A 24536-nucleotide genomic window follows, 5' to 3' on the forward strand; every position below is an offset into this window, starting at 1 on the left:
ACCACACCCCCAGCACGAAGAGGACAGAAAATCATGATCACCATCCGGATGTATAAGCGCGATGAAGCAGGGGTGCTGCACTTCCGCGAGGCCCTCTACGAGGAGGACGAGGGGCAGCTGATGCTGACCTCGGGCCCGGTGGGCCATGAAGGCTCAGCGAAGGTCCAGCAGGTGGCTCCGGAGGCGGCGGAGGGCCTGCTCCATGCCTTCGCCGTGGCCTCGGCGGAAGACGGCTACTCCGAGCTGGAACCGGACGAGCAGCACTGGGTTATCGCCCAGTACGCTCTCAAGACCGTCTCCGGCACGGAACGGGACCGCTACCTGGAGCACAAGGCCACCCAGGCCATCTCGTCCTACTTCCTGTGGCGAGGGCTGGGGGAGGTGGACCACACCGAGTTCGCACCGCGGAAACTGAACATCTATTGCCTGGTGCCGGACGTCAAGCTTGCGGTGGCCGGGCTCAAAGTGGTGCTGCGCGATCCGCTGCTGGACTTTACCAAGCTCTCCATCGGGTCCGCCCCGGTGACCGACCTAGGGGCCCTGCGTAAGCGCCACCCACTGCCCGCCAAGCAGCCTTTTACACTGGCCTAGCCGGCCGCGGCACCGGTACGTAGCCGGGGACAGACAAGGGAAGGGCCCGACCGGATGATCCGGTCGGGCCCTTCCCTTTGGTGCTGATACGCCTTGCGGCTGGATCAGTGCTGTTCGATCGATGCCTGGTCGTCGGCCTTGGCCTCAACCTCGGCAGGCGACTCGTGGTGATGTGCGTTCTCCAGCTCGGACGGCGTCACCGGGGCGACACGGTCTTCGAAGAAGAAGCGGGAGATCTTCGCACGGCGCTTTTCCTTGCGGGAGATCTTGCCGTTGGCATCCGGCTGGGCCGGCAGTGCCTTGTAGGACTCGAAGTCCACCAGGCGGTAGCGCTTGTACTCGTCCAGCGGCTCGTGCACCTCGATGTACTCACCGTGCGGCAGCCGGACAATGCGTCCGCTTTCCACGCCGTGGAGCACAATCTCGCGGTCCTTGCGCTGCAGTGCCAGGGCAATGCGGCGGGTAATGATGAATGCCAGTACCGGGCCGAGGAAGAACAGGACACGGAGCCAGTAGGTCACATCGTTGAGCGAGACATGGAAGTGCGTGGCGATGAGGTCGGAGCTGGCTGCAGCCCACATAACGCTGTAGAACGTGATGCCGGCAACGCCGACTGCCGTACGGAACGGTGCGTTTCGCGGGCGGTCAAGCAGGTTGTGTGTCCGGTAGTCCTTGGTGAGCCAGGCTTCGATCCACGGCCATGCGAACAGCAGGGTGAAGACCAGGCCTGCCGGCACCAGGGCCGGGAGCAGGACGTTTAGGACCAGGGTGTTATCGCCCCAGGGGAACGGGATAACCCATTCGAAGGGGAACGCACCCAGGAACCCTGGCATCAGGCGCAGCGCACCGTCAACCCAGCCGATGTACCAGTCAGGCTGGGTACCGGCAGACACCGGCGACGGGTCATAGGGACCGTAGTTCCAGATCGGGTTGATCGTGAACAGGCCCGCGATGATGGCAATCACGCCGAAGACGATGAAGAAGAATCCACCGGCCTTGGCTGCGTAGACGGGGCCGACAGGGTAGCCGACCACGTTGTTGTTCGTACGGCCGGGGCCGCGGAACTGGGTGTGCTTGTGAATGACAACCATAAACAGGTGCAGGGCGATCATCAGCAGGATCAGCGCGGGAACCAGGAGGATATGCAGCACGTACAGACGGCCGATAATCGCGGTTCCGGGGAATTCACCGCCGAAGAGGAAGAAGCTGATGTAGGTGCCCACCACGGGAACCGACTTGATCACGCCGTCGATGATGCGCAGGCCGTTACCGGAGAGCAGGTCATCGGGGAGGGAGTAGCCGGTGAAGCCGGCGGCGAGGGAGAGGATGAGCAGCGTACCGCCCACCACCCAGTTGAGTTCGCGGGGCTTGCGGAAGGCGCCGGTGAAGAACACGCGCAGCATGTGCACGGAGACCGCCGCTACGAAGAGCAGTGCGGACCAGTGGTGTACCTGGCGCATAAAGAGGCCGCCGCGGACATCGAAGGAGATGTTCAGGGAGGATTCATAGGCCACTGACATCTCCACGCCGCGCAGCGGCACGTAGCTGCCTGCGTAATGCGTTTCCGCCATGGACGGATCGAAGAAGAACGTCAGGAACGTACCGGTGAGCAGCAGGATGACGAAGCAGTACAGTGCAACTTCACCGAACATAAAGGACCAGTGGTCGGGAAAGACCTTGCGGCCGAACTCCTTGACCATGGCCGAACCGCTAACCCGGGAGTCAACGAAGTTCGTGATGCGGCCAAGACGGGTCTTGGCCTGGTACGGCGTAGCAGAGGGAACACTCATGGTTAGCCACGCTCCCAGTAGCTCGGTCCAACGGGTTCTTGGAAGTCGTCAGTTGCAATCAGGTAACCCTCATCATCAACGCCGATCGGCAGCTGCGGCAGCGCGTGGCCGGCCGGGCCGAAGATGACCTTGCATTCCTGGGTCACATCGAAGGTTGACTGGTGGCACGGGCACAGCAGGTGGTGCGTGTGCTGTTCGTACAGTGCCACCGGGCAGCCGACGTGGGTGCAGATCTTGGAGTAGGCCACGATGCCGTCAACGGCCCAGTCTTCCCGGCCGGGGGACGGGTTCAGCTCGGAGGGGTCCAGGCGCATCAGCAGGACAACTGCCTTGGCCTTCTCCTCGAGCTTGTGCTCCTCCAGGTCCTGCAGGCCTTCCGGAATCACGTGGAAGGCAGAACCGATGGTGACATCGGAGGCCTTGATCGGAGTGCCGCTGGGATCGCGTGCCAGACGCAGGCCCTTTTCCCACATGGTGTGCCGCAGCGTGTCACCGGGCAGCGGGCCCAGGTCGCGGAAGACGGCAATGGCGGGAAGGGGAGCCAGGATCATGGCGCCGAGGAGGGTGTTGCGGATCAGGGGACGGCGCTTGATGCCGGTCTCCTCGATGATGTCGCCCACCATCTTTTCAGCGATGACGCGGTCCTCTTCGGGCCGGATCTCGTGGCGTTCCTCCACGACCTCATGGTCCGGCATAAGGGTCTTGGCCCAGTGCACGATACCGACACCGATGCCCAGCATGGCAAAGGCGGTACCCAGGCCGAGGAGGATGTTCTGCAGCCGCAGCGTAGCGATGCTGGCATCATCCAGTTGGATGCTGAAGTACCCGATGAAAAACACGATGGTACCGATGATGGAGATGACGAACAGAAGCGCCACCTGCCGTTCGGCCCGCTTTTCGGCGCGGGGATTAACGTCGGCTAGACGAGGGCGGTGCGGAGGAAGTCCCGGATCCTGGAACTTCTCCCCATCTCCCTGGCCAGCCGTAGCGACGGTGCCCGAGGTGTTCGGACTGCCGTGACTATGGTCGCCCATGATCCCCCTCATCCTTCTCTGAAAACTGCATTTATAGACCTATGTGTAACTGTGATGTCACCCGTGCGGGTGAGCGCGGCGGTGGTTAGGAAGACCGGGAGGTCAACCAAATGGTGAAAGCGATGATGATTCCCAGACCAGCGGTCCAGATAAAGAGACCCTCGGAGACCGGACCCAGCGAGCCGAGCTGCGCTCCACCGGGGGAGCCGCTTGTCTCGATGTCCTTCAGGAACGTGATGATGTCCTGCTTGTCCTCGGGGGAGATGTTGGTGTCGTTGAAGACAGGCATGTTCTGCGGGCCGGTGACCATGGCCTCGTAGATGTGCTTTTCGCTGACGCCGTCCAGGGACGGGGCGAACTTGCCGCGGGTCAGCGCACCGCCGGCTGCGGCGGCGTTGTGGCACATGGCGCAGTTGACGCGGAACAGTTCGCCGCCGTTGGCGGAAGCTTCCTCGTCGGAGGTGTCCGGCTCAAGGTATTCCGAATCCGGAACTGCAGGGCCGGCGCCGAGGCTCGCAACGAAGGCAGCCATCTGAGCGGTCTGCTCCTCATCGAACTGGACAGGCTTCTGCTGGGCCTGCGGGCCCTGCATGGCCATCGGCATACGGCCGGTGCCCACCTGGAAGTCCACAGATGCGGCGCCGACGCCTACCAGCGAAGGCCCGTTCTCGGTGCCGGTGGCTTCAACGCCGTGGCACGTTGCACAGTTGGCGACGAAGAGCTTCTGCCCCTCGCTGACGTCTTCGGCAGTGTACGTGGTGGTCGCGGCCTGGGCCTGGTTGGTGCCGTTGGCTACGGCATAGAGACCACCCGTAACGAGGAGTCCCAACAGCAGCAGCGCGACTGCTGCGAGGGGATGACGCCGCCTTTGCGATAGTGCCTTCACTTCGTAGTTCCTAACTTATGTGGTCTTTGGGAAACAGGTGCCACTTTGGGGTATTTCGTGGGTGCGGTCCTCAAGCAGTGTTACTTGAGGAAATAGATGATGACGAACAGGGCAATCCAGACCACATCAACGAAGTGCCAGTAGTACGAGGTGACGATCGCCGAGGTCGCTTCGAAGTGTCCGAAGCGCTTGGCGGCGTAGGCACGGCCGATGATGAAGAGGAACGCGATCAGTCCGCCGGCCACGTGCAGGCCGTGGAAACCGGTGGTGAGGTAGAACGCGGAACCGTAGGAGTTCGACGAGAGGGATACGCCTTCAGAGACGAGCATTGCGTATTCGTAGGCCTGTACGGAGACGAAGATCGCTCCGAGTACGAAGGTCAGCAGGAACCACTCAGTCATGCCCCAGCGGGAAAGCTTCAGGAGCCCTCCGGTGCGGCGTGCCTGAAGCCGTTCTGCGGCGAAAACGCCAGCTTGGCAAGTGAAGGAACTGGAAACAAGGATCACCGTGTTAACGAAAGCGAACGGAACGTTCAGCTTCTCCGTCTCCATGGCCCACAGATCGCTCGACGTGGAGCGAAGGGTGAAGTACATGGCGAACAGGGCAGCAAAGAACATCAGTTCACTGGAGAGCCACACCACGGTTCCAACGGAAACCATATTGGGGCGGTTCAGCGTAGGGTGAGCCGGGGTACTGGGGGCATGGGTCGCTGTTGTCACATAGACATTATGGCGGTAAAACCGCCCAGTTCTCCAACAGATGGAGGCGCTCGGCGCGTCCAGGAAGGCGACCGGACCCCCGGATCCCAGTACTGGCGCGGAAATGGGGGTTCCAGAAACAATCCAGCAATTTCTACGAATCGTAGATAACCTAAGGTGTGTGACTACCATTCCGACTTCAACGGACACCTGGCCGAGCCTGATTACTGCTCTGATTGAGGGCAGGAACCTCGGGACGGAGCAGACCCGATGGGCCATGGCCGCGATCATGGCGGGGGAGGCCACGGACTCGCAGATTGCGGGCTTCCTGGTTGCCCTCCGGGCCAAAGGGGAGACCGTTGACGAGCTCACCGGGCTGGTTGAGGCCATGCTCGCCAGCGCACGCCCCATCCATATTCCCGGTGACACACTGGACATCGTGGGCACCGGCGGGGACCGGCACAATACGGTGAATATCTCCTCAATGGCTGCCCTGGTCTGTGCCGGCGCCGGAGCGAAGGTGGTAAAGCACGGCAACCGGGCGGCGTCGTCGTCCTCGGGATCAGCCGACGTGATCGAGGCACTCGGCGTGCGGCTGGACCTTCCGGTGGACCGCGTTGCGCAGGCTGCGGTGGAGGCGGGAATCACGTTCTGCTTCGCCCAGGTGTTCCACCCCTCCATGCGGTTCGCCGCCGTGCCGCGCCGCGAGATGGGGGTGGCCACCGCGTTTAACTTCATGGGACCGCTGACCAACCCTTCGCGGCCGAGCGCCTCGGCGATCGGTGTGGCGGATGCGCGTCTGGCGCCGCTGATGGCGGGGGTGCTGGCGCGGCGCGGCGTGCGTGCCCTGGTCTTCCGCGGGGATGACGGCCTGGACGAGATGACCACCACCGGCGTGTCCACCGTCTGGGAGGTCCGTAACGGGGCCGTGAGCGAGTCAGTAGTGGATCCCCTGGACCTGGGGATCAGCAGGGCCACGCTGGAGGATCTGCGGGGCGGAGACGCGGCCGCCAATGCCGCCGTTGTGCGCAGCGTGCTGGCCGGTGACAAGGGCCCGGTGCGTGATGCTGTAGTGCTCAACGCCGCCGCGGCCCTCGTGGCACTGGATCCGGAGGCTGAGGGCACCCTGCCTGAACGGCTGGCGCGAGGGCTGGAGCGGGCCTCTGCATCCATTGACAGCGGTGCGGCCCAGGCTGCCCTGGACCGCTGGGTGGAGGTAACCCGCTAGGTCCCCCGCGGCTGACGGCGGCGGGTCAGCTGTCGAAGCCGAGGGAGAAGGCGGCGTCGAGATCGTGTTGGGAGTATGCCCGGAACGCAATCTGTGTGGTGGTCCCGATGACGCCCTCGACCTTGGAGAGCCGGTTGGCGATAGCGTCCGCCAGGTCTTCGTGGCGGCGGACCCGCGCGATGGCGATCAGGTCGCAGTCGCCGGTGACCGAATAGACCTCGCTGATGCCCTCGATCTCTGAAATCTCTTCGGCACATTCCGGAATCCGGGCCGCATCCGTCTGGATGAGTACAAAAGCGGTGATCATGGCGGGCCTTTCGCTGCTGGGGTGGCGCCGGTGGCGCCTGTTTTCCCTTTGAGCCTAGTTGATCCGTTCCGGCCGGGGGTTCTGCGCCCCTCGCCGGGACACCACATGCCACACCAGCCGGTGGCCGAGAAGGAAGGCGCCCAGCACCAGCAGGGTTACCAGCTGGAAGCTCGGTGCGGTGCCACCGCCGGCCAGCGCCCGGATGCCCAGGCCTGCCGCCACGGTGATAAGCCAGATTACGACGCCGGCGGGCCACAGCTGCCCGGGACGGCGCCACGCCCGCATAACGGCCCAGGCGGCCAGGCAGGCAAGGATGAAGGGCAGTGCGGTAAGGAGGATTCCGGTCACGGCGAGCCCGTGCTCGTGGCTCTGCCGGCCCAGGGCGGCGAAGATGGTGATGAGCACCAGGTCCGCGCCCAGCAGTACCGGCCAGCTGCGGCGCTGCGCCCGGGAGGCGGCGGTGCCCCGCGAGGCGCCCGCAGGCTCCGCGGATCGGGGAGTGTTGGTCATGTTCATGCCTTCTGTCCTACCGCGTTTTCGCGCACATAGGGTCCGATCAGTTCGCGTACCCGTGCTTCCACTGATTCGCGCCCGGTGCCTGATTCGAGCAGCCGGGTGGAGGAATGCACAATCGCGTTGATGAGTTCGGCGGTGACCGCGGGATCCTCAACGCCGAGCAGGGTCAGTGTCTCCACCAGGGGCGTGAGCAGCTGCCGGTGCATCATGGCGCTTTGATTGTCCAGTTCCTCGCCCGGGGCAACGGCGGCCAGCGCGTTGCCTACCGCGTGTTCCCCCTCTGCCACCAGCGCAATGTTGGTCAGGACGTAGGCCATGATCCGGTCAGCGGGCTCCGGCTCCGCGTCCATGGCCTCCCGGACCCGGCGGGTCCAGCGGGGGAAGACGTCCAGTACCAGCGCGTGCAGCAGGTCCTGCCGTGATTTGTAGTATTGGTAGGCGCTCGGACGGGCGAGGCCCGCCAGCGCGGCAACTTCGGCCATGCTGGGTGCCTCGCCCGTGCGGGCCAGGAGGGTACGTGCCGCGTCCAGCAGCGCCCGCTGCTGTGCCGCCCGGTGTTCGGCCACCGTGGGGGCATTAATTCGGGGCACTGATCCTCCTGTTCGTACTGTCCAAGCGTTGTGCGCCGGGGTTAGCCGGCCAGCCGACCGTCGACCATCTCCACTACGCGGTCGCAGTGGTGCAGGACGTCGTGATCGTGCGTCACCATAACTGTAGCAACGCCACGCTCATGGGTTTCGCGTGCCAGCAGGGCCACTACGTCCTGGCTGCGTGCGCGGTCCAGGGCCGCCGTGGGCTCGTCCACGAGCAGCAGGGTGGGTCGGTTCACGAGCGAGCGTGCAATACCCACGCGCTGGCGTTCACCGCCGGAGAGCTGGTCGGGGTGGCTCTTGGCCTTGTGGTCCATGCCTACCGCTGCGAGCAGTTCCATGGGATCGAACCCGTCCCGACTGCCTGCGAGCTTGAGCATAAGCCGCAGCTGGTCAGCGGAATTCAGGGCCGGAATCAGGTTGCCTGACTGGAAGACAAAACCAATCTCCTTCAGCCGGAACCTGGCCCGGTCGGACTTGCTGAGGGTGCCCAGGTCCACACCGTTCACCTGTACGGTGCCCGAATCCGGGGTGGTCAGGGCGCCCGCCACGGCGAGCAGGCTGGACTTGCCGGCACCGGAAGGGCCAACAACTGCCACCATTTCCCCGGGTGCAACCGACAGCGTGACGTTGTCGAGTGCCTGGACGGTGCTTTCGCCGTCGCCCAGTGCGAGGTTCGCTGCCTCGATGAGCAGCCCGCCGGTACGGGTGCCGGGAGTGTGTGCCTGTGTTTCGGTGCTCATCGCTGTCCTCCAAGTGCCACCAGGGGATCTACGCGGGAAATCCGGACAATGGCAAGGGCGGCGCCCACCAGGCCCAGAAGGATCGTCAGCACGGTTGCAGTGGCGATCGGAGCGGCTTCCAGGGCGAACGGCATGGCCGTGCCGCTCAGGCCGGCGCCCATGCCGAGTCCGGCGAGGATGCCGATCACGGTGGAGACGACGAGGATGATGGCGGCCTGGAGCAGTCCGTCACGCAGCAGGTAGCCGGTGGAGGCGCCGACGGCGCGCAGCACGGCCAGTTCGTGACGGCGCTGGATGGTCCACACCGTGAAGAATGCGCCGACCACCAGTGCGCAGATCGCGTAAAGGAAGACCTGGATCATTTCCAGGGTCATGGTTTCGGCGGAGTAGCCGGGGGAAGCGTTGAAGGATTCCGCCAGGGTGGAGGTGACGGTGCCCGCGGCGGCGTCGCCGGCTGCGAAGTCGATGTCCGCGCCGTCGGCGGCCTTCAGGGCCACGGTGCTGGCCGTGGCGAAGTCCACGGAGTCAATGGCGTCCTGTGTCGGGGTGCCGGGGGCGCTCTGGCCGCTGGCCAGGTACTGCCAGGTGTCCAGCGGCAGGTAGGCGAGGTCAACGTGTCCGAAGGTTGCCTGCCCGTCGGTGTAGCCGACCACGGTGAGGTCGACGCCGATGCGCTCGAGCGTCACGACGTCGCCGATGGCCAGGCCGGCGTCCGCGGCCGTGGAGGAGACCACGATCTCGTCGGGAGCGCTGATGCTGCGGCCTTCGCCAATCTGCGGAGCCAGGAAGGAATCCGTTTCGACGCCGAACAGTGCCAGGTCAACCTGGGTGCCGTCGCCGGTGGTGCCGTTCATCATGGCGGTGCCCATCAGGGCCGCTTCCTCGACGCCGGGCTGCTCGGCCCAGGTTTCGGCCTGGCCCCTGTCCACCACGCTGCGGGAGAACGCATTATCGGTTTTGGTGCCTTCATTAAAGGCGAAGGCGGTGGCCGGCATGGACTTCAGGCCGGACACACCGTCATTGACGAGGCCTGAGGACAGGCCGGAAAGCAGGACCATAAGAACGGCTATAAGGGCGACAACGCCACCCATCAGTCCGAACCTGGCCCGTGCGAAACGCAACTCGCGAAGCGCTAAAAACATCGGAACCCCTTGCTGGATCGTATGCAGATGTTGCCAACAGCTTGTCGGTAACATACCAACATACTGTCAGAAACATGCTGGAGGAACAACCGGGATCTGACCGCGGCGGAATCTGGGGGAGCCGTGTCTGGCGGCTGCCCCGCCGGGGTGGTCTGCTTAACTCATGGCCAAACGCGGAGGACCCGCCTCCCGCTCCGGGCACGGCCGCAGGCGCTATCTGCGCTGGTTGGCGGTGTTCGTCGTCCTCGCGCTTACCTTCGAGTACGTGGTCCTGCCGCAGCTTGCCGGCACGGAGAACGTCCTGAAGTCCCTGTCCAGGCTCCCGCCGTTCCTGATGATCGGAGCACTCTGCCTGCAGGTTGGGTCCTGGCTGAGCTACAGCGCCCTGACCAGCGTGGTACTCCCGGGGAGCGCCCGGCCGTCCTATTTCACGCTGATACGGATAGACCTGTGCGACAGTGCCGTCAACCATGTGGTGCCCGGCGGTGGCACTACGTCGGCGGCTGCGCGCTACCGGCTGCTGACGCTGGCCGGGGTGCCGCCGCGGGAGGCTCTGAGTGCTGCGACCATCCAGACCCTGGGCGCGTATCTGATCCTCGGCGCCCTGTTTGGCGTGGGGTTGGTCTTTATGGCTGGGCAGGTAAGCGTGAACAGGAACTACGCCGTCGCCGGGGCCGTAGTGCTGGTGCTCTTTGGTGTGGCGCTGGTACTTCTGGTGCTGCTGGGCCGGCATCTCGATGCCGCAGTGCGGGTGGCGCGGGCCGTGGCGAGGGCCGTGCCGCGGCTGCACCCTGACGGCGCCGAACGCTTTGTCCGAACCGTCGCCGGGGAAACCCGGATTTTCCATGCGGAACCCCGGAGGTCTGCGGAGGGGATCGGACTGGCAACCCTGCGCTGGGTTCTGGACGCCGCGAGCCTGTGGGTGCTGTTGGCGGCATTTGGGCACCAAGTCGGTGCAGGGCAGCTGATCGTGGCCTATTGCCTGGCCAATCTGGTGGCCATGGTTCCGCTCACGCCGGGTGGTGTGGGTTTGGTGGAGGGGCTGCTGGTGCCAACGCTGACGGGGTTCGGCACACCGGCCGGGGTGGCTGTCCTGGGAGTGTTGTCCTGGCGGATCCTGCAGTATTGGCTGCCGATCCCGGTGGGCGCCCTCGCATATCTGACGCTGCGCCTGGGGGTTCTGCGGCATGCCGCCCGCCGGCCCCGGGGGATAGTCCTTCCCGGTGCCGGCGGCACGCGGCGAAGCTAGGACCAGATATCGTCGCCGCGCAGCGTCGCGTCAGCGCCGCCGTCGGTGTAGATGGTCTGGCCGGTGGTGTGGGTGTTCTCCTCGGAGGTCAGCCAGATCAGCAGGCGGGCAATGACCTCGGGCTCGGAGTGGCCGTTGAGCGGCATTGGAACGTTTTCATCCACCATGGCCCGGCCTTCGGGGGTGGCGAGCAGTTCGCGGGTCATCGCCGAGAGTACGGTGCCCGGGGCGACGGCGTTCAACGGGATGCCGGCTCCGGCGAAGGCCGGGGAGATGCTTTCGCGGCGAACCCAGCGGCTCAGGGCACGCTTGCTGGACGGGTAGTTCAGGTAGCCGGTCTGCGGGCCCTGGTCTGCCAGTTCCTTGCCGATCCGCAGGGCTTCCTCCTCGTTGCCGGCCAGCATTGCCTCGACCAGTTCGGGGGAGTTGGGCTGCAGGCTGGCCATGGAGCTGACGACGGCGGCGCGCGGGGCGCTGCTCTTGGCCAGCGTGGGTGCCAGGGCGGTAAGGAAATCGGTGACGCCGAAGAAGTTCACTGCCACGGTGATGGGTGCCGGGGCGGAAATGCCGGCGCAGGCGATCACGGCGTCGACGTTGCCGCCGGCCAGCTCAACGGCCCTGGCGACGGCGGCCGAGCGGCCCTCGGGGGTGCTCAGGTCCGCTTCGACGTCGGCGTTGCGCAGGTCAACGCCAATGACGTTGTTGCCGGCCTCCTTCAGCAGGTTGGCGGTGGCTGCTCCGATGCCCGAAGCTGATCCGGTGACGATATATGTTCTAGTCATGTTTACAGTGTAAACCCGTTAATGGAGCAGTGGCAGGGCCGCTAAAACCCGCAACTGGTGGCCAGCGCAGGCCGGCAGTCAGCGCAGGCGTTCCGGCCAGTCCGGCGGAACCCGGTCTGCCGGGCCGGGGACTGACTGGTCAAGCGGATGATGCTCCGGCGGAGCCAGCACGGGGCCGGCAAAGACCGAGGCGTCCGTGTAGTTCCAGAACCAGTCCTCGCCGGGCTCGTAGCTGCGGATGATCGGGTGCCCGGTGTCCTGTTCATGGGCGGTGGCATGCCGGCCGGGGGAGTTGTCGCAGCAGCCTATGTGGCCGCATTCGGCGCAGCGTCGCAGGTGGTACCACCAGCCCTGCTGCTGCGTGCATTCCACGCAGCCCGGGCCGCTGGGCGGAACCGAAGCATTGATGCCGGGGATGGAGGGGACGGATTCCATCGGGGCTCCTTCCGAAAAGCGGTAGGTTCCACGCTAACCAGCCGCGGGCTTCGGCAACAGGGCCGCCGGCCGCCTCGACCAGGTCGCCGGGGGGAGTCAGCGGTCCGCTCAGCCCAGCCAGGCGGTCGTGTCGGGCGGCAGCATCCCGTCCTGCAGCGGCGCGCTGGTGTGCAGTACGGTCCCGGCGGGCAGAGCGACAGCAGTATGCCCGAAGTTGGTAATGCTCTGCCAGCCGCCGGGACGCTCGAAGTGCAGCACCGAATCCGCGCTGGGCAGCCAGGCCAGTTCCTCCGCGCACTGCTGCTTGTCCCGGAGTTCCAAAGCACGCCGGTAGAAGTTCAAGGTGGATTCCGTGTCGGCATCCTGAACCGTCACGGCCGCCGGCCCGTACTCCTTCGGCTGGGGCAGATGGGCCGGGACGGTACTGAATCCGAAGGACGGCCCGTCCGTGGTCCACGGCAGCGGCACACGGCAGCCGTCCCTGCCCTTTTCCACGCCGGCATTGCGGAAGAACGTCGGATCCTGCCGGTCGGCATCCGGAATGCCGGCTACCTCGTGAAGACCCAGTTCCTCACCCTGGTAGAGATAGGCCGAACCGGGCAGCGCCAGCATCAGCAAGGTGGCTGCCCGGGCACGGCGCAGGCCGGCCGTGCGGTCCAGCTGGTCCTCGGGTCCTCCGGCGAACACCCAGGCCTTGCCGTCCTGCCCCTTCCCGCTGTCCTCCGGCGCGGGCGGCAGCCCGTACCGCGTGGCATGCCTGACCACGTCGTGGTTGGAGAGCACCCACGTGGAGGAAGCGCCGGTGGCAGCTGCCTGCTCCAGATTTGCCGTGATGACCGAACGGAAGCGGGCGGAGTCGAAATCGGCCTGCAGCAGGTCGAAGTTGAAGGCCTGGCCCAGGCCCTCGGGGCTCGCGTAGCGTCCGCGGCGGGAAGCGTGGACCCAGGCCTCGGCCACCGCCGTGCGCGGAGGCGTGTACTCATTAAAAAGGGTGCGCCATTCGGCGTAGATCTCGTGCACCTCGTCCCGGTCCCAGAACGGGTGCCCGCCGTCGGTGCCCTCACCTTCCGCTATGAGTTCGGCTTGTGAGGGCAGCGGTTCGCTCAGATCCTTGGCCAGGGCATGGGCCACGTCGATCCGGAAGCCGTCCACGCCGCGGTCGGACCAGAACCGCAGGGTCGCCAGGAATTCGTCCCGGACCTCCCGGTTCTCCCAGTTGAAGTCCGGCTGTTCCGGGGCGAACAGGTGCAGATACCACTGTCCGTCCGGCACCTGCTCCCAGGCGCTGCCGCCGAAGACCGACTGCCAGTCCGACGGCGGTTCACTGCCGTCCGGGCCCGTGCCGTCCCGGAAGATGTACCGCTCACGGGCCGCGGAACCCGGGGGAGAGTCCAGCGCTTCACGGAACCAGGTGTGCCGGTTGGAGGAATGGTTGGGGACGATGTCGACGATGAGTTTGATTCCGGCGTTATGCAGGGCGGCGGCCATCGTATCGAAATCTGCCAGGCTGCCCAGGCGCGGATCGACGTCCCGGTAATCGTCGACGTCGTATCCGCCGTCCGCAAGGGCGGAGGGATAGAAGGGGCTCAGCCAGACGGCGTTGATCCCGAGTGCGGAGAGGTAGGGAACCTTGGCGGTGACCCCCTGCAGGTCGCCCAGGCCGTCGCCGTTGGTATCCGCGAAACTGCGCGGATACACCTGGTATACGGCGGCTTGCCGCCACCAGTGGGGATCCGTCATGGGATCGGCGTCGGAGGGGAAGGGCTGCGGGGTTGTGGTCAAGGTGGTCCTTTGGCGATGGGGTGCGGTGCCCGTGAAAATGGTCTGGTTGGACTCTACTCTGCCCGCGGTGCGGCCGCGTTCGGAGTTGCTGACGGCTTCTCCGCAGGATCCCCGGTTCCTTCCCGGCTCCTGTCCCGGTGCCTGTCCCGGGCTTCCCGGGGACGCTGCGGAGTTCTAGAGTGTGCCCATGCCCGGGGCTGCGCCGCACACAGCAGCCCCTCCCGGCCCGCATTTCCCGGGAGCCGGGCCTAACCGGACCCGGGAGCATTTTCCAAGGACGTGAGGATATGGCCACATTTCCGGACGACGCCGGTGCGGACAGGGAGATCAAGGACCGTCTGCGGGCCATCTGGTCGATGGGGGACTATGCGGCCGTGGCCGCGCAAACCGTTGAGCCTCTGGGACCGGCCCTGGTTCGGGCCGCCGGGGTCAGTGCCGGCGACCGGGTCCTGGACATTGCCGCAGGGACCGGAAACGCGGCCATCGCGGCTGCCGAAACGGGAGCGGACGTTACGGCGTCGGACCTGGCACCGGATTTACTGAATGCCGGCAAACGCCTGGCGCTGGCCCGGTCCGTCCGGCTGACCTGGTCTGTGGCCGACGCCGAGGATCTGCCCTATGCCGACGCGTCCTTTGATGCGGTGGTTTCCTGCGTGGGGGTGATGTATGCCCCGCACCATCGACTGGCTGCCGCTGAACTGGTTCGCGTCTGCCGGCCCGGGGGAGGCCTCGGGATCATCAGCTGGACGCCCGAAGGCTTTATCGGCAGCATGTTCGCCGCCATGAAGCCGTACTCACCGCCACCGCCGCCCGGAACGCAGTCTCCGCCCCTGTGGGGAAACCGGGAGCATGTGGAGTCCCTGTTGGAAGGCCGGGTGCGGGAATTCCGTGCGGAGCGCAGCACCCTGCTTATTGACCGGTTTTCGACGCCGAAGGACTTCCTGGTGTTCCTGAAGGCACACTACGGACCGGTCATGGCGGTTTACGCGTCCCTGGCGTCGGCGCCGGAGCGGGGCAGCGCCCTGGATGCGGAACTGCTGGCTCTGGTGAAGAGGTACAGCACGCAGGCGGGCGGCATGACCATGGACTGGGAATATCTGCTCGTAACCGCCAGACGGGCCTGACGGAGGCGGACATCCGGGGGCCGGGGCGGCCAGAACGGCAGGCCGGAACGGCAGGGGAGTGGGCGGGGTTTGATCGGATCCGGGAGTTCGGCGGTGTGGGCTGTTGGCGGACATACGCCGGGGTTATCTGCTTTATCCGGACTCAGCTGCCGGTTTGCGGGCCCATGACCGAAACCTTCGCGGATGGCAGGGCCTGCCGCAGGCACTCGGCAACGCGCTGTGCGTCTTCATCGGTGGCGGCGCCCGCGAGGGAGATACCCAGATGCGAGGCGGGGTAATCGGCGGACACGTATGATTCCTCAACCAACGGATCCTCCAGGCACTGCTCATATAAACCGGTTCCGGGGTCGGAAGCGCTCACCGTCCAGCGGTCCGGGCGTCCGTCGGGGCTGTCCGCTCCGCCGGTGCCGCAAGCAGTCAGGGCCAGCACGGCAGCCAGCACAGCGGCGCTGCGTGCCGCCACCACGGAAAGCCAGCCATACCTGCTCATTGATGCACCTTCCGGGAAGCCGGACAATTAGCGGAAGCCTACTGTAGCCCGATGGCCGTCCACAGGTGCTCCCGCACGGGTCGGGGGACCTCTTCCAATACGCTAGTTGACATAATGTGGATTATCGGCGTTTATCCGGGGTTCGCGGAAGGAGCTTTACTGTCCGTATTCTGCCTCTGGTACATATAACTCCTTCTGTGCCTGATCCCCCGGATTTTTCACCGATTTGAGTGTTTTTTCGGCGCGCGGCCGGCTGTGCCTCAGTTCTGCGGTGTTGCCGCCTAGATCGCCGGGTGCGCCGCGCAGGCGTCCGAATCCCGGAAAACGGCTGACCTGGTCACGCAGATTCCCGTCGCCGGGCGGCCCGCAGCGCACCGGTGAACGAGTTGACATAACGTCCCCCGCAGGCTGGCAGAGGTATCCGGGCAGGTTGACATAACCGCGCAGTGACGCCTGTGGCTGCCGTTGCCTCCCCCGGCTGCCCTGGCACCGGCGGCGGCGGAGCCCTGAGCCCGCACGGCATGCCGGTCCGGTCCAACAAACGGGATGTTGGTCACTTTGACGCTATATTTCGCCATGACGGGCCCGCCGTCGCTGTACGGTTTGGTGCAGCGACTTTGATTGCCTATATGATCTACGCTCAAACCCCCCCAAATCAGGAGATAAACACAACAAAATGGCTACCGATTACGATGCCCCGCGCGTCAAGGAAGAAGACCAGCCGACAGACTCCCTGGAGGGACTGAAAGCTCAGCAGCGCGGCGGAGCGATGACTGCCGTCATTGATGTCGAAGAGTCGGACGCGATCGACGGTTTTGACCTTCCGGGTGCGGACCTGTCCGGCGAGGAACTCCTGATCAAGGTTGTTCCCCCGCAGGCTGACGAATTCACCTGCATGTCCTGCTTCCTCGTCCGCCACCGTTCGCAGATTGCCCGCGAAAAGAAGAACGGCGAGGCCTACTGCCTGGACTGCGAAGGCTAAGCACTCCCCGCTTGGACCAGCCGGGTTCCGTCCGTAAGGCGGGGCCCGGTTTTTTGCTGCCCGAAACGCCCCCGCCGCCTGCCGGGGGCCACCCCCTTCGCGTCTAGGATTTCCGGATGAGCATCACACTTCCCGCCTCAGCCCGGCAGCTTGGCCCGGCAGACCACGCCCTGGTGGAACTTGCCCGCCGGACCATCGACGCAGCCACCGATGCCGGCCCGGACGAGGACGGCATCCACACCATGGGTGCAGCGGTCCGGACAGCCGACGGCGGCGCGTATGCGGGCGTGAACCTCTATCACTTCACCGGAGGTCCCTGTGCGGAACTTGTTGCCCTGGCAGCAGCCCGGGCCGCCGGAGCGGGGCAGCCGACCCATATTGTGGCCGTCGGCAACCACGGCCGCGGCGTGCAGAGCCCCTGCGGCCGCGACCGGCAGGTGCTCAGCGATTACTATCCCGGCATCCGCGTTATTGTGCCGGCACCGGAGGGCCCGGTAAGCGTTGAGGCCCGCGATCTCCTGCCGCTCGGGTTCGTTCCCCCGGCGGACTGAGAGCATGGCCGGAACCTGCCCCGCCGTCAGTCCCCCGGCCCCTCCACGTCCTGGATGACTTCATTGCGGCGCAGGAACCACGGCCGGTACGGCGGATCGAACCGGGCGAAGCGCGGACTGCCCAGCGGCGTGAAACCCTCTGCGGAGACGGCCCCGAGCAGGCCGGCCAGGTGGCCCTGGAAATTGGCCTCGCTCCACCTCCCGCTAAAGGAAGCGGCTGCGCCGGTCCGGCCCGGGACCGGGACAATGCTGACTGCCGGATCCGCCGGTACCGGTGCGGTAGGGGCGGTCAGATCGGCTGGAAGGACAAAAGCCACGCTGTAGGCGCCGGGGACAGGGCTCGGCTCAAGCAGCACCGGCGCCGTCATGGCCAGAGTTTCCGCGAACCGCACCTCCCCCGGGGGATCCGGCTCCAGCACGGCCCGGGAGGAGTTCTGCCCGCTGATGTAGGCAAACAGATGTCTGAACCCGGTGTTGCCGGCGCCTTCAAACCCGGCATTTACCGTCACCTGGGCCAGGACGTGCGCCGGGTAGTGGCGCAGTTCGAAGCCGGGGTATTGGCCCAGGACGGTATAGGGCTGCTGCTCTGTCATGGTCCAGCCGAGGGTACGCTTCACGCACGCACAACAACAGCGTGGAGGGCACTAGGATAAAGCGGTGCCCACCGATTCGACTGCCCTGCTGCGCGACCTGGTTCTTCCCATGCTGGAGCAGGATCTTGTGCCGATTGTCCAGCTCGGGCACCCTGCCCTCCGGCGTACTGCCCTGCCCTTCGACGGCGAACTGGACGCTGCCGAACTGCAGGCCCTGATCAGCCTTATGCGCAGGGTGATGCATGCTGCCCCCGGCGTGGGGCTCGCGGCACCGCAGCTGGGTATCCCGCTGCAGATCGCGGTGCTTGAAGACACCTTCGAGGTGGGCGCTGAAGTGGCGGCGGTCCGGGAACGGTCTCCCCTGCCCTTTTTCACCATCATCAATCCCCGTTATGAGGCCGACGGCGAGCAGTCCGCCGAGTTTTATGAGGGGTGCCTGTCCTTTGAGGGATACCAGGGGGTGGTCCGCCGGCACGCGTCCGTGGTGCTGGATTACACCGACGCGCAGTCCCGGCAGCACATGGAGCGGTTCAGCGGATGGCAGGCCCGTATTGTCCAGCATGAAACGGACCACCTCTACGGAACCGTGTATGTGGACCGGATGCTGACCCGCTCCCTGTGCAGCAATACCGAATATGCCCGGCGCTGGGCCTCGCCGGATATCGGCGAGGCCCGGCACGTGCTTGGGTTCTAGCCCCTAAACAGGGGCGGCCTCCGTTTTCCGGGCTTCGTCCGGAGCGGGGTTCTGCGCGGTCGGAAGCCATCGCGCCCACCAGTCCAGCAGGTGCTCGAAGCGCTGCCGGCGGTGCCATGGCGTGCCGCTGCGTGAGAGTTCGTGGTTCTCCCCCGGGAAAAGCAGCATCTGCGTGGGCACGCCCCGGAGTTTCAGGGCAGTGTAATAGCGCTGGGCCTGCTCCACCGGGCAGCGCAGGTCATCTTCGGAATGAACCACAAAGGTGGGTGTCCGGACGGACTCCACACACGCCATCGGGCTCTGAGCCAGTACGCCGGCATGGTCAGTGCCGGTGTACCCGGCACTGAAGAACCAGCCAATGTCGGCGGACCCGATGAAGGAGAGCGGGTCCAGGAAACCGCGTTCCACCACGGCAGCCGTGAACCGGTGATCGTGGGCAATAGTCCACGCGGTGAGGTATCCGCCGTAGGATCCCCCCATGATTCCCAGCCGGCTGCTGTCCAGCTCGGGGTGGGCGGCCAGGGCGCCGTCAACATACGCCAGGACATCGGCGAGGTCATGGGTTCCCATGGCGCCCTTGATGGCCCTGCCGTGTTCCTGCCCGTATCCGGCGGATCCGCGCGGATTGCACATGAGCACCGCATAGCCTGCGCGGGTGTAGATCCGGGTCTCATCGAAGTATCCCCAGCCGTACTGGGCAAAGGGGCCCCCGTGGATGTTGAGCAGCACCGGATGCGGGCCGGGGCCGTCGGGCAGTGCCAGCCAGCCGTGGACCGGATAGCCGTCCGCGGAGGAATACGTCTCTTCCATGGGTGCTGATACCGGGCACTTTTCCCGCAGGTCGGCGGAGAAATCCGTGACGCTCCGCAAGCCGCCTTCCTCGACGACGGCGAGGTCCCCTGCAGTGCCCGCGTCCGTGTAGCTCACCACCACGGTGCCGTCCGCGGACCCGGCGGCGGTAACCACCCGGGGCCCCGAGACCAGCGTCTGAACACCACCCCGCGGATCCGCGGACAGGAGTTCACCCGTGCCGCGGTGCCGGTTGAAGACCAGTGCCTCGGCGCCGCGGTGGGCCAGGACGGTGCCTTCGGCAAGGTCCGTGTGTTCCGGATCCGTGAGCCTCCGGACGGCGGCCGGATCTGCGGTCGGCGCGGCATACAGGGCAGTATTGCGCGACACGAAGTCCGTGCCGCTTTCCGCGAGCTCCTGGCCGAGGTAGAACAGCCAGGCCCCGTTGGTGCTTTCCACCGGATCCGAAACGGACAACGGCGTCCGGCCGCCCGGGTTGGTCAGCTTCCGCAGCCCGGTACCGTCGGTGGTGATGCTGTAAACGTCGCTCACGAGCGTGGTGTCATCCTGCTCCCGGGAGTAGAGGATGCGGGTCCCGTCTGCGGAGAAAACCGGCTGCAGGTGATCGGCCGGTGCAGTGGTGAGCTGCAGAGCCGCAGGTATGCCGCCGGAATCCGGGCGGGCCTCGGGTCCGGCCGCCGCGCGTCCCCGGGGTTCAACATACGGCTCGGCATCCAGGTCCGGCAGGTCCAGCAGGAAAACCTGGGTGGGTTTGTCCCCCGTGTAACCCGTCCCGTTCATCCGGTACTTCAGCGTGGTGATCAGGCGGGGGTCCTCTGCAGCGGCGGGAACGCCCTTGACGGTGCCGTACCGGCCTTCCTCGGGCACACGCGCGGAGAAAACCACCTGCTGCCCGTCCGGCGAGAAGGAGAACCAGCTTACGCCCAGCTTCGCATCCGTCACCCGGACGGGTTCGCCGCTGCCGGCACCCAGCACAAACAACTGGGGCGGCTCCCCCGCCCCGGCGCGCAGGAAGCCGAGGGAGGCGCCGTCGGGACTGTACTTCGGCATGGTGTCCCGGAAGCCGCGGGTGAGCCGGCGGGGCTGGCCGTCCCCGGCCAGGGGAACCCGCCACAACTGTCCGGTGTACGCGTCGGAGGCAAAATCGGGGCGGGTCACCGACACGACACAGTGCAGAGCATCGGGATGCACGGCGGGGGCGGAAAGGGAATTGAGGAGAGGCAGGTCACATGGATTCACGCTTCGAAGCCTAATCATCACCGGCTTCCCGGCCAACTGCCGCCTTAGGATGGACATATGCCTCCCCAGCCGCCCCTCGCCTGCCCGGTCTGCGGCGGCAGGCTCGAACCGGATTCCGCCCGCACAACACTAACCTGCCCTGCCGGACACCGGTACGACGCCGCGAAGCAGGGGTATTTCAACCTGCTCACCGGCAGCGGCACGAAATTCCAGGCCGATACCGCCGCTATGGTGGCAGCCCGCACCGATTTCCTGGCCGCCGGGCATTACCGTCCGCTGGCAGCCGAACTCGCCCGGCTGGCCGCGGAATCGGCGCCGGAACAGGCAGTGGTGCTCGACGCCGGCGCAGGCACCGGCTACTACCTTGCTGAGGTACTCGCGGCCCTTCCCTCCGCAACAGCGGTGGCACTGGATATCTCCAAGTACGCACTGCGCCGGGCAGCCCGCGCGCTGCCCGGCACGTACTGCCTGGCCTGGGATGTGTGGCGGCGGCTGCCGCTGCCGGACGCGTCGGTGGACGTGGTGCTCAATGTCTTCGCCCCGCGGAACCCCGCCGAATTCCGTCGGGTGCTTACGCCGGGCGGGCTCCTGGCCGTGGTGACGCCCCGCCCCGAGCATCTGCAGGAAATCCGCGGTGCGGCCGGGATGCTGGACATCGCCGGCAACAAGGAAGGCGATGTCGCCGCGGCCGTCGCGCCGGGATTCACCCCCGTGTATACAGGCACCTGCACGTATCCGATGCAGCTTTCTTCCTCCGATATTCAGAACGTGGCACTCATGGGCCCTTCGGCCCGGCATCTGGACGAGGCAGCCCTCCGCGCTGCGGTTGCAACACTGCCGGATCCGATGCAGGTGACCGCCTCGTTCACCCTGCAGCTGTTCCGGGCGGAATAGGCACACCTTTACAAAACGTTATCCATCCGGTGCCCCGGGCCCTAGGTCTGAGGCGGAAATTCAGGCAGAATGAACGCATACGCCCGCAAGATACCGGAGACCGGCGCCCAACATCAGCACCACAGGCGGCGGACCGGGGAACCGAGGGGATCACACGATGCAGGACGTTTTCGAATGGATGCTCAGCTACGGCTGGGCGCTCTGGCTGGTGCTCTTCCTGGGCTTTGCAGCTGTTGAAGCACTCACCCTGGACCTGTTCTTCGGGATGTTGTCAGTCGGTGCGCTGGCGGCCATGATCGCCTCCCTCTTTGCCGCACCGCTTTTCCTGCAGGTGGTGATCTTTGCGCTGGTCTCGGTGCTGATGATCGGCGTGGTGCGGCCGCTGGCCCTGAAGCACCTGAGGCACAGCACCAAGGACCAGCTGTCGAACATCGACCGGCTGCTGGGTGCTCCCGCGCTGACTCTGGAACCCGTGTCCGGCACGGCGGGAACGGTCAAGCTCGGCGGAGAGACCTGGTCTGCACGCAGCGCCGATTCCACCGTGCTGCCGGCCGGCGTGCAGGTCAGCGTTGCCCGGATAGACGGCGCCACCGCCGTCGTGGAAGCGCCGCACAGTGGCGGCCCTGCGGAGCATCCGGCTCCGAACCAAAACGAAGCACGCTGAGACTACAGCCGGGACGGCGCCGCCGCACCGGAGACAACAGAGCAGGATCCGCGGATCCCGCGCAAACCCGAGGGGGAACATGGGAACGGGAACAGCCGTCCTGATAGTAGTACTAGCCGTCCTGGTGATTTTTGTCCTGGTGGTCCTGGTCAAGGCCGTCAAGATCGTTCCGCAGGCGCGGGCCGGAGTAGTGGAACGCCTCGGCAAGTACCAGCGGACCCTGACCCCGGGCCTGACCATCCTGATTCCTTTCGTTGACCGCATGCTGCCGCTGCTGGACCTGCGCGAACAGGTGGTGTCCTTCCCGCCGCAGCAGGTCATCACGGAGGACAGCCTGGTTGTCTCCATCGACACGGTGGTCTACTTCCAGGTCACCGATGCCCGTGCAGCCACCTATGAGATTGCCAACTACATCCAGGGTGTGGAGCAGCTGACCATCACCACCCTGCGAAACGTGGTGGGCGGCCTGAACCTGGAAGAGGCGCTGACGTCCCGCGACCAGATCAACGGCCAGCTGCGCGGCGTGCTGGATGAAGCCACCGGCCGCTGGGGCATCCGGGTGTCCCGGGTGGAACTGAAGACCATCGCTCCCCCGCTGACCATCCAGGATTCGATGGAAAAGCAGATGCGTGCCGAGCGGGAACGCCGCGCCACCGTCCTGACGGCCGAGGGTTCGAAGCAGTCGCAGATCCTGACCGCCGAAGGACGCCGGCAGGCGGCCATCCTTGCTGCCGAAGGTGACGCGAAGGCAGCAATCCTGCGTGCCGACGGCGAGGCCCAGGCCATTGCGAAGGTTTTCGGTGCCATCCACAAGGGGAACCCGGACCAGAAGCTGCTCGCCTACCAGTACCTGCAGACCCTGCCCAAGCTCGCCGAAGGCAGCTCGAACAAGGTGTGGATCATTCCCAGTGAACTCGGTGAGGCACTGAAGGGTGTTGGCAGTGCGCTGGGCGACTTTGTACCCGACCCCAAGCAGCATTCCGCGAACGGCAATGTGCCGGCGCAGAACGGGACCGGCCCGTCCGCGGATCCGAAGGCCTAGACCGCCCTGTGGTATCCGGTGCCGGCCTGCAGCCGGTATAATTGACTGTTTGCCGGGCAGTAGCCGCTAAACGCGGCAGGACGCGGGAACAGCGACGGCGTCGCCGGCGTTGTTCCAAGTGCAACAACAGGCGGCCAGGGGTGGCCGGCCGGATGCCTACCGGGGACGACAGGGCGACGGCACCGGCATGACAGAGGGTCCGCCAGCGGATCCAGCGTATTGATGAGGGAGAAAAGATGAGCGATCGTAGCCTGCGGGGTATGCGCCTGGGCGCGCAGAGCATGGAGACAGAATCCGGCGTAGAGCCGGCTCCCCGCCAGCGGGTGGAATACCGCTGTGAGGACGGCGAGCGTGTTTTCGTAACTTTCGCTGCCGAAGCGGACATTCCCCCGGTCTGGATTTCCAAGACCGGCAAGGAAGCGCTTCTGGTAGACGGTGAGAAGCCGGACACCAGCAACGACAAGCCGGTGCGTACGCACTGGGACATGCTGCTGGAGCGCCGCAGCATCGAGGAACTCGAGCAGATCCTCCAGGACCGCCTGACGCTTCTGCGCGAACGCCGCGGAGAGCGCACCAGCGCCTAGTCTTCCTGCATCCGCACGGGCCTCGGCCCGGCGCCACTGAAGACACAAGCAGGGCGGCTGCCGTAACGGCAGCCGCCCTGCTTTTTTGTGCCCGGAATCCTAGCCGCGGCCGGTGAGCTTCTTCCAGCGTGCCGACAGGCCCCAGCGGGTGACGTTGGCGATGGCTTCGAACACAATGTTGCCGCTCATCTTGGAGGCACCGAATTCACGCTCGACAAACGTGATGGGCACCTCGGTAATCCGCAGCCCCATCCGGGCCACCCGGAACGTCATATCCACCTGGAAGCCGTAGCCAACGGACTCAACGGCTCCGAGGTCCAGCTGCTCCAGGGTGCCGCGTCGGAAGGCGCGGTAGCCCGCGGTGATGTCCCGCACCGAGATGCCGAGCATCAGGCGGGAATAGGTGCTCCCGGCCCGGGAGAGAAGCTTCCGGCGAAGCGGCCAGTTCACTACGGAGCCACCGGGTACCCAGCGCGAACCGATCACCAGGTCCGAGCCGGCCTTGGACGCCTCCAGCAGGCGCGGCAGTTCTTCGGGACGGTGCGAACCGTCCGCATCCATCTCTACAAGGATGTCGTAACCGCGCTCCAGTCCCCACCGGAAGCCGGCGATGTAGGCAGCGCCAAGACCTTCCTTGCCCCGGCGGTGCAGCACATGCACCTGGGGGTCCTTGGCGGCGATTTCGTCTGCGTAGGCGCCGGTACCATCCGGGCTGTTATCGTCCGCAATCAATACATCCGAGTCGGGGACGGCGTTCCGCAGACGCGTGAGCGTTTTGGGCAGCGACTCGATCTCGTTGTAAGTAGGGATGATGGTCAGGACACGCACTCGCTAAGCCTTTCGTGGACGCACGCCGCCGCTGTTCGCGGCCGGCACGGGGATCTCTCCCCCGGCAGAGTACCCAGTATATGGGAGTGCGTGTTGGTGTTCTTCCGGCCGGCAGCTGCGGAGGCGCACACATCCGGGCGGGTTCAGCCGTCTTCGGGCCAGTACCGGCTGAATGCCGGGCCTGTTTTCTACTGACGGTTGAACCCACCCGAGTGCGCTAATACTGGACCCGGAGACCGGCGGCCTGCGGCGTACGCGAAACCCCGGC

At 65.8% G+C, this 24536-nt stretch carries 28 protein-coding genes; 11 read left to right on the forward strand and 17 right to left on the reverse strand.

Annotated features, from left to right (window positions below; genetic code table 11):
- The first annotated feature begins 33 nt into the window (after positions 1-33).
- The gene (locus tag QWJ37_RS08340) at positions 34-591 is read left to right on the forward strand and encodes a hypothetical protein (RefSeq protein ID WP_227901818.1); all 558 of its coding nucleotides are present in this window, start codon (positions 34-36) and stop codon (positions 589-591) included.
- Positions 592-695: 104 nt separating this feature from the next.
- Here the strand turns inward: QWJ37_RS08340 and QWJ37_RS08345 are convergent, their stop codons facing one another.
- The 4 genes from QWJ37_RS08345 to QWJ37_RS08360 form a co-directional block, all read right to left on the reverse strand.
- Positions 696-2381 carry a ubiquinol-cytochrome c reductase cytochrome b subunit gene (locus tag QWJ37_RS08345; protein WP_227901819.1) on the reverse strand — a complete coding sequence of 562 codons (1686 nt, stop codon included), beginning with the start codon at positions 2379-2381 and terminating at the stop codon, positions 696-698.
- A gap of 2 nt (positions 2382-2383) precedes the next feature.
- Entirely contained in the window at positions 2384-3415 is a 1032-nt protein-coding gene (locus QWJ37_RS08350) for a Rieske 2Fe-2S domain-containing protein (protein ID WP_227901820.1), read from the reverse strand.
- 85 nt (positions 3416-3500) lie between these two features.
- Positions 3501-4301, reverse strand: coding sequence for a c-type cytochrome (locus QWJ37_RS08355; protein ID WP_227927781.1), 801 nt, complete (start codon positions 4299-4301; stop codon positions 3501-3503).
- Between the two features lie 80 nt (positions 4302-4381).
- Entirely contained in the window at positions 4382-5020 is a 639-nt protein-coding gene (locus QWJ37_RS08360; RefSeq protein WP_227901822.1) for a heme-copper oxidase subunit III, read from the reverse strand.
- A 160-nt stretch (positions 5021-5180) separates the two neighbouring features.
- On the opposite strand from QWJ37_RS08360, the gene trpD reads away from it, so the two are divergent.
- Positions 5181-6227, forward strand: coding sequence for an anthranilate phosphoribosyltransferase (gene trpD / locus QWJ37_RS08365; RefSeq protein WP_227901823.1), 1047 nt, complete (start codon positions 5181-5183; stop codon positions 6225-6227).
- Positions 6228-6252: 25 nt separating this feature from the next.
- Here trpD and QWJ37_RS08370 read toward each other — a convergent pair whose 3' ends face one another.
- Genes QWJ37_RS08370 through QWJ37_RS08390 form a run of 5 tightly spaced genes read right to left on the reverse strand, consistent with a single transcriptional unit; the run spans position 6253 to position 9525 of the window.
- Entirely contained in the window at positions 6253-6534 is a 282-nt protein-coding gene (locus QWJ37_RS08370; RefSeq protein ID WP_227901824.1) for an Lrp/AsnC ligand binding domain-containing protein, read from the reverse strand.
- 54 nt (positions 6535-6588) lie between these two features.
- Positions 6589-7050, reverse strand: coding sequence for a DUF3054 domain-containing protein (locus tag QWJ37_RS08375; protein ID WP_290245028.1), 462 nt, complete (start codon positions 7048-7050; stop codon positions 6589-6591).
- Positions 7047-7640 carry a TetR/AcrR family transcriptional regulator gene (locus QWJ37_RS08380; protein WP_227901826.1) on the reverse strand — a complete coding sequence of 198 codons (594 nt, stop codon included), beginning with the start codon at positions 7638-7640 and terminating at the stop codon, positions 7047-7049. Before QWJ37_RS08380 ends, QWJ37_RS08375 begins: the two co-directional genes overlap by 4 nt.
- 41 nt (positions 7641-7681) lie before the next feature.
- On the reverse strand, positions 7682-8383 hold the full coding sequence (locus tag QWJ37_RS08385; RefSeq protein ID WP_290245029.1) for an ABC transporter ATP-binding protein: 702 nt from the start codon (positions 8381-8383) through the stop codon (positions 7682-7684).
- Complete coding sequence (locus QWJ37_RS08390) at positions 8380-9525, reverse strand: ABC transporter permease (RefSeq protein WP_227927784.1); 1146 nt, start codon at positions 9523-9525, stop codon at positions 8380-8382. Before QWJ37_RS08390 ends, QWJ37_RS08385 begins: the two co-directional genes overlap by 4 nt.
- Before the next feature lie 163 nt (positions 9526-9688).
- Here QWJ37_RS08390 and QWJ37_RS08395 point away from each other — a divergent pair, with 163 nt between their 5' ends.
- Positions 9689-10774, forward strand: coding sequence for a YbhN family protein (locus tag QWJ37_RS08395; protein WP_290245030.1), 1086 nt, complete (start codon positions 9689-9691; stop codon positions 10772-10774).
- Here QWJ37_RS08395 and QWJ37_RS08400 read toward each other — a convergent pair.
- From QWJ37_RS08400 to QWJ37_RS08410, 3 genes are all read right to left on the reverse strand, one after another.
- Complete coding sequence (locus QWJ37_RS08400; protein ID WP_290245031.1) at positions 10771-11556, reverse strand: SDR family oxidoreductase; 786 nt, start codon at positions 11554-11556, stop codon at positions 10771-10773. The two genes, QWJ37_RS08395 and QWJ37_RS08400, sit on opposite strands and share 4 nt — an antisense overlap.
- Before the next feature lie 78 nt (positions 11557-11634).
- Positions 11635-11991: a UBP-type zinc finger domain-containing protein gene (locus QWJ37_RS08405; protein WP_227901831.1), complete on the reverse strand. Its 357-nt coding sequence runs from the start codon at positions 11989-11991 to the stop codon at positions 11635-11637.
- Positions 11992-12099: 108 nt separating this feature from the next.
- Positions 12100-13731, reverse strand: a complete 1632-nt coding sequence (locus QWJ37_RS08410; protein ID WP_227928077.1) for a glycoside hydrolase family 13 protein — start codon at positions 13729-13731, stop codon at positions 12100-12102.
- Positions 13732-14060: 329 nt separating this feature from the next.
- On the opposite strand from QWJ37_RS08410, the gene QWJ37_RS08415 reads away from it, so the two are divergent.
- Positions 14061-14897 carry a class I SAM-dependent methyltransferase gene (locus tag QWJ37_RS08415; RefSeq protein WP_227901832.1) on the forward strand — a complete coding sequence of 279 codons (837 nt, stop codon included), beginning with the start codon at positions 14061-14063 and terminating at the stop codon, positions 14895-14897.
- 142 nt (positions 14898-15039) lie between these two features.
- Here the strand turns inward: QWJ37_RS08415 and QWJ37_RS08420 are convergent, their stop codons facing one another.
- Together QWJ37_RS08420 and QWJ37_RS08425 are read right to left on the reverse strand one after the other, a co-directional pair.
- Positions 15040-15387, reverse strand: a complete 348-nt coding sequence (locus QWJ37_RS08420) for a hypothetical protein (RefSeq protein ID WP_290245032.1) — start codon at positions 15385-15387, stop codon at positions 15040-15042.
- Positions 15388-15543: 156 nt separating this feature from the next.
- Positions 15544-15780, reverse strand: coding sequence for a hypothetical protein (locus QWJ37_RS08425; RefSeq protein ID WP_290245033.1), 237 nt, complete (start codon positions 15778-15780; stop codon positions 15544-15546).
- Positions 15781-16063: 283 nt separating this feature from the next.
- On the opposite strand from QWJ37_RS08425, the gene QWJ37_RS08430 reads away from it, so the two are divergent.
- Both QWJ37_RS08430 and QWJ37_RS08435 read left to right on the forward strand, forming a co-directional pair.
- On the forward strand, positions 16064-16369 hold the full coding sequence (locus QWJ37_RS08430; RefSeq protein WP_227901834.1) for a DUF4193 domain-containing protein: 306 nt from the start codon (positions 16064-16066) through the stop codon (positions 16367-16369).
- A gap of 116 nt (positions 16370-16485) precedes the next feature.
- Positions 16486-16920: a cytidine deaminase gene (locus tag QWJ37_RS08435; protein WP_290245035.1), complete on the forward strand. Its 435-nt coding sequence runs from the start codon at positions 16486-16488 to the stop codon at positions 16918-16920.
- Between the two features lie 26 nt (positions 16921-16946).
- On the opposite strand, the gene QWJ37_RS08440 is transcribed toward QWJ37_RS08435, so the two are convergent.
- Positions 16947-17513, reverse strand: coding sequence for a heme-binding protein (locus QWJ37_RS08440; RefSeq protein ID WP_290245036.1), 567 nt, complete (start codon positions 17511-17513; stop codon positions 16947-16949).
- A 64-nt stretch (positions 17514-17577) separates the two neighbouring features.
- Here QWJ37_RS08440 and QWJ37_RS08445 point away from each other — a divergent pair, with 64 nt between their 5' ends.
- The gene (locus tag QWJ37_RS08445; protein WP_341482010.1) at positions 17578-18207 is read left to right on the forward strand and encodes a peptide deformylase; all 630 of its coding nucleotides are present in this window, start codon (positions 17578-17580) and stop codon (positions 18205-18207) included.
- Positions 18208-18210: 3 nt separating this feature from the next.
- Here the strand turns inward: QWJ37_RS08445 and QWJ37_RS08450 are convergent, their stop codons facing one another.
- Positions 18211-20175 carry a S9 family peptidase gene (locus QWJ37_RS08450; protein ID WP_356881775.1) on the reverse strand — a complete coding sequence of 655 codons (1965 nt, stop codon included), beginning with the start codon at positions 20173-20175 and terminating at the stop codon, positions 18211-18213.
- A gap of 138 nt (positions 20176-20313) precedes the next feature.
- Here QWJ37_RS08450 and QWJ37_RS08455 point away from each other — a divergent pair, with 138 nt between their 5' ends.
- From QWJ37_RS08455 to QWJ37_RS08470, 4 genes are all read left to right on the forward strand, one after another.
- Positions 20314-21150, forward strand: a complete 837-nt coding sequence (locus QWJ37_RS08455; RefSeq protein ID WP_290245038.1) for a methyltransferase domain-containing protein — start codon at positions 20314-20316, stop codon at positions 21148-21150.
- Between the two features lie 157 nt (positions 21151-21307).
- Positions 21308-21814, forward strand: a complete 507-nt coding sequence (locus QWJ37_RS08460; RefSeq protein ID WP_290245039.1) for an NfeD family protein — start codon at positions 21308-21310, stop codon at positions 21812-21814.
- A gap of 79 nt (positions 21815-21893) precedes the next feature.
- Complete coding sequence (locus tag QWJ37_RS08465; protein ID WP_227901840.1) at positions 21894-22856, forward strand: SPFH domain-containing protein; 963 nt, start codon at positions 21894-21896, stop codon at positions 22854-22856.
- A gap of 236 nt (positions 22857-23092) precedes the next feature.
- On the forward strand, positions 23093-23440 hold the full coding sequence (locus tag QWJ37_RS08470) for an RNA polymerase-binding protein RbpA (RefSeq protein ID WP_227901841.1): 348 nt from the start codon (positions 23093-23095) through the stop codon (positions 23438-23440).
- Positions 23441-23539: 99 nt separating this feature from the next.
- Here the strand turns inward: QWJ37_RS08470 and QWJ37_RS08475 are convergent, their stop codons facing one another.
- Complete coding sequence (locus QWJ37_RS08475; protein ID WP_227901842.1) at positions 23540-24268, reverse strand: polyprenol monophosphomannose synthase; 729 nt, start codon at positions 24266-24268, stop codon at positions 23540-23542.
- Between the last annotated feature and the right edge of the window lie 268 nt (positions 24269-24536).

The organism is Arthrobacter sp. YD2, assembly GCF_030410475.1.
GTDB lineage: Bacteria > Actinomycetota > Actinomycetes > Actinomycetales > Micrococcaceae > Arthrobacter_B > Arthrobacter_B zhangbolii.

Bases quoted from the DNA above. Each gene is read 5' to 3' on its own strand.
- QWJ37_RS08415 (WP_227901832.1), top strand. From the start codon at position 14,061: ATGGCCACATTTCCGGACGACGCCGGTGCGGACAGGGAGATCAAGGAC.
- QWJ37_RS08465 (WP_227901840.1), top strand. From the start codon at position 21,894: ATGGGAACGGGAACAGCCGTCCTGATAGTAGTACTAGCCGTCCTGGTG.
- QWJ37_RS08385 (WP_290245029.1), bottom strand. From the start codon at position 8,383: ATGAGCACCGAAACACAGGCACACACTCCCGGCACCCGTACCGGCGGG.
- QWJ37_RS08435 (WP_290245035.1), top strand. From the start codon at position 16,486: ATGAGCATCACACTTCCCGCCTCAGCCCGGCAGCTTGGCCCGGCAGAC.
- QWJ37_RS08420 (WP_290245032.1), bottom strand. From the start codon at position 15,387: ATGAGCAGGTATGGCTGGCTTTCCGTGGTGGCGGCACGCAGCGCCGCT.
- QWJ37_RS08425 (WP_290245033.1), bottom strand. From the start codon at position 15,780: ATGTCAACTCGTTCACCGGTGCGCTGCGGGCCGCCCGGCGACGGGAAT.
- QWJ37_RS08390 (WP_227927784.1), bottom strand. From the start codon at position 9,525: ATGTTTTTAGCGCTTCGCGAGTTGCGTTTCGCACGGGCCAGGTTCGGA.
- QWJ37_RS08405 (WP_227901831.1), bottom strand. From the start codon at position 11,991: ATGGAATCCGTCCCCTCCATCCCCGGCATCAATGCTTCGGTTCCGCCC.
- QWJ37_RS08340 (WP_227901818.1), top strand. From the start codon at position 34: ATGATCACCATCCGGATGTATAAGCGCGATGAAGCAGGGGTGCTGCAC.
- QWJ37_RS08455 (WP_290245038.1), top strand. From the start codon at position 20,314: ATGCCTCCCCAGCCGCCCCTCGCCTGCCCGGTCTGCGGCGGCAGGCTC.
- QWJ37_RS08350 (WP_227901820.1), bottom strand. From the start codon at position 3,415: ATGGGCGACCATAGTCACGGCAGTCCGAACACCTCGGGCACCGTCGCT.
- QWJ37_RS08430 (WP_227901834.1), top strand. From the start codon at position 16,064: ATGGCTACCGATTACGATGCCCCGCGCGTCAAGGAAGAAGACCAGCCG.
- QWJ37_RS08395 (WP_290245030.1), top strand. From the start codon at position 9,689: ATGGCCAAACGCGGAGGACCCGCCTCCCGCTCCGGGCACGGCCGCAGG.
- QWJ37_RS08375 (WP_290245028.1), bottom strand. From the start codon at position 7,050: ATGAACATGACCAACACTCCCCGATCCGCGGAGCCTGCGGGCGCCTCG.
- QWJ37_RS08440 (WP_290245036.1), bottom strand. From the start codon at position 17,513: ATGACAGAGCAGCAGCCCTATACCGTCCTGGGCCAATACCCCGGCTTC.
- QWJ37_RS08410 (WP_227928077.1), bottom strand. From the start codon at position 13,731: ATGACGGATCCCCACTGGTGGCGGCAAGCCGCCGTATACCAGGTGTAT.
- QWJ37_RS08345 (WP_227901819.1), bottom strand. From the start codon at position 2,381: ATGAGTGTTCCCTCTGCTACGCCGTACCAGGCCAAGACCCGTCTTGGC.
- QWJ37_RS08470 (WP_227901841.1), top strand. From the start codon at position 23,093: ATGAGCGATCGTAGCCTGCGGGGTATGCGCCTGGGCGCGCAGAGCATG.
- QWJ37_RS08370 (WP_227901824.1), bottom strand. From the start codon at position 6,534: ATGATCACCGCTTTTGTACTCATCCAGACGGATGCGGCCCGGATTCCG.
- QWJ37_RS08460 (WP_290245039.1), top strand. From the start codon at position 21,308: ATGCAGGACGTTTTCGAATGGATGCTCAGCTACGGCTGGGCGCTCTGG.
- QWJ37_RS08400 (WP_290245031.1), bottom strand. From the start codon at position 11,556: ATGACTAGAACATATATCGTCACCGGATCAGCTTCGGGCATCGGAGCA.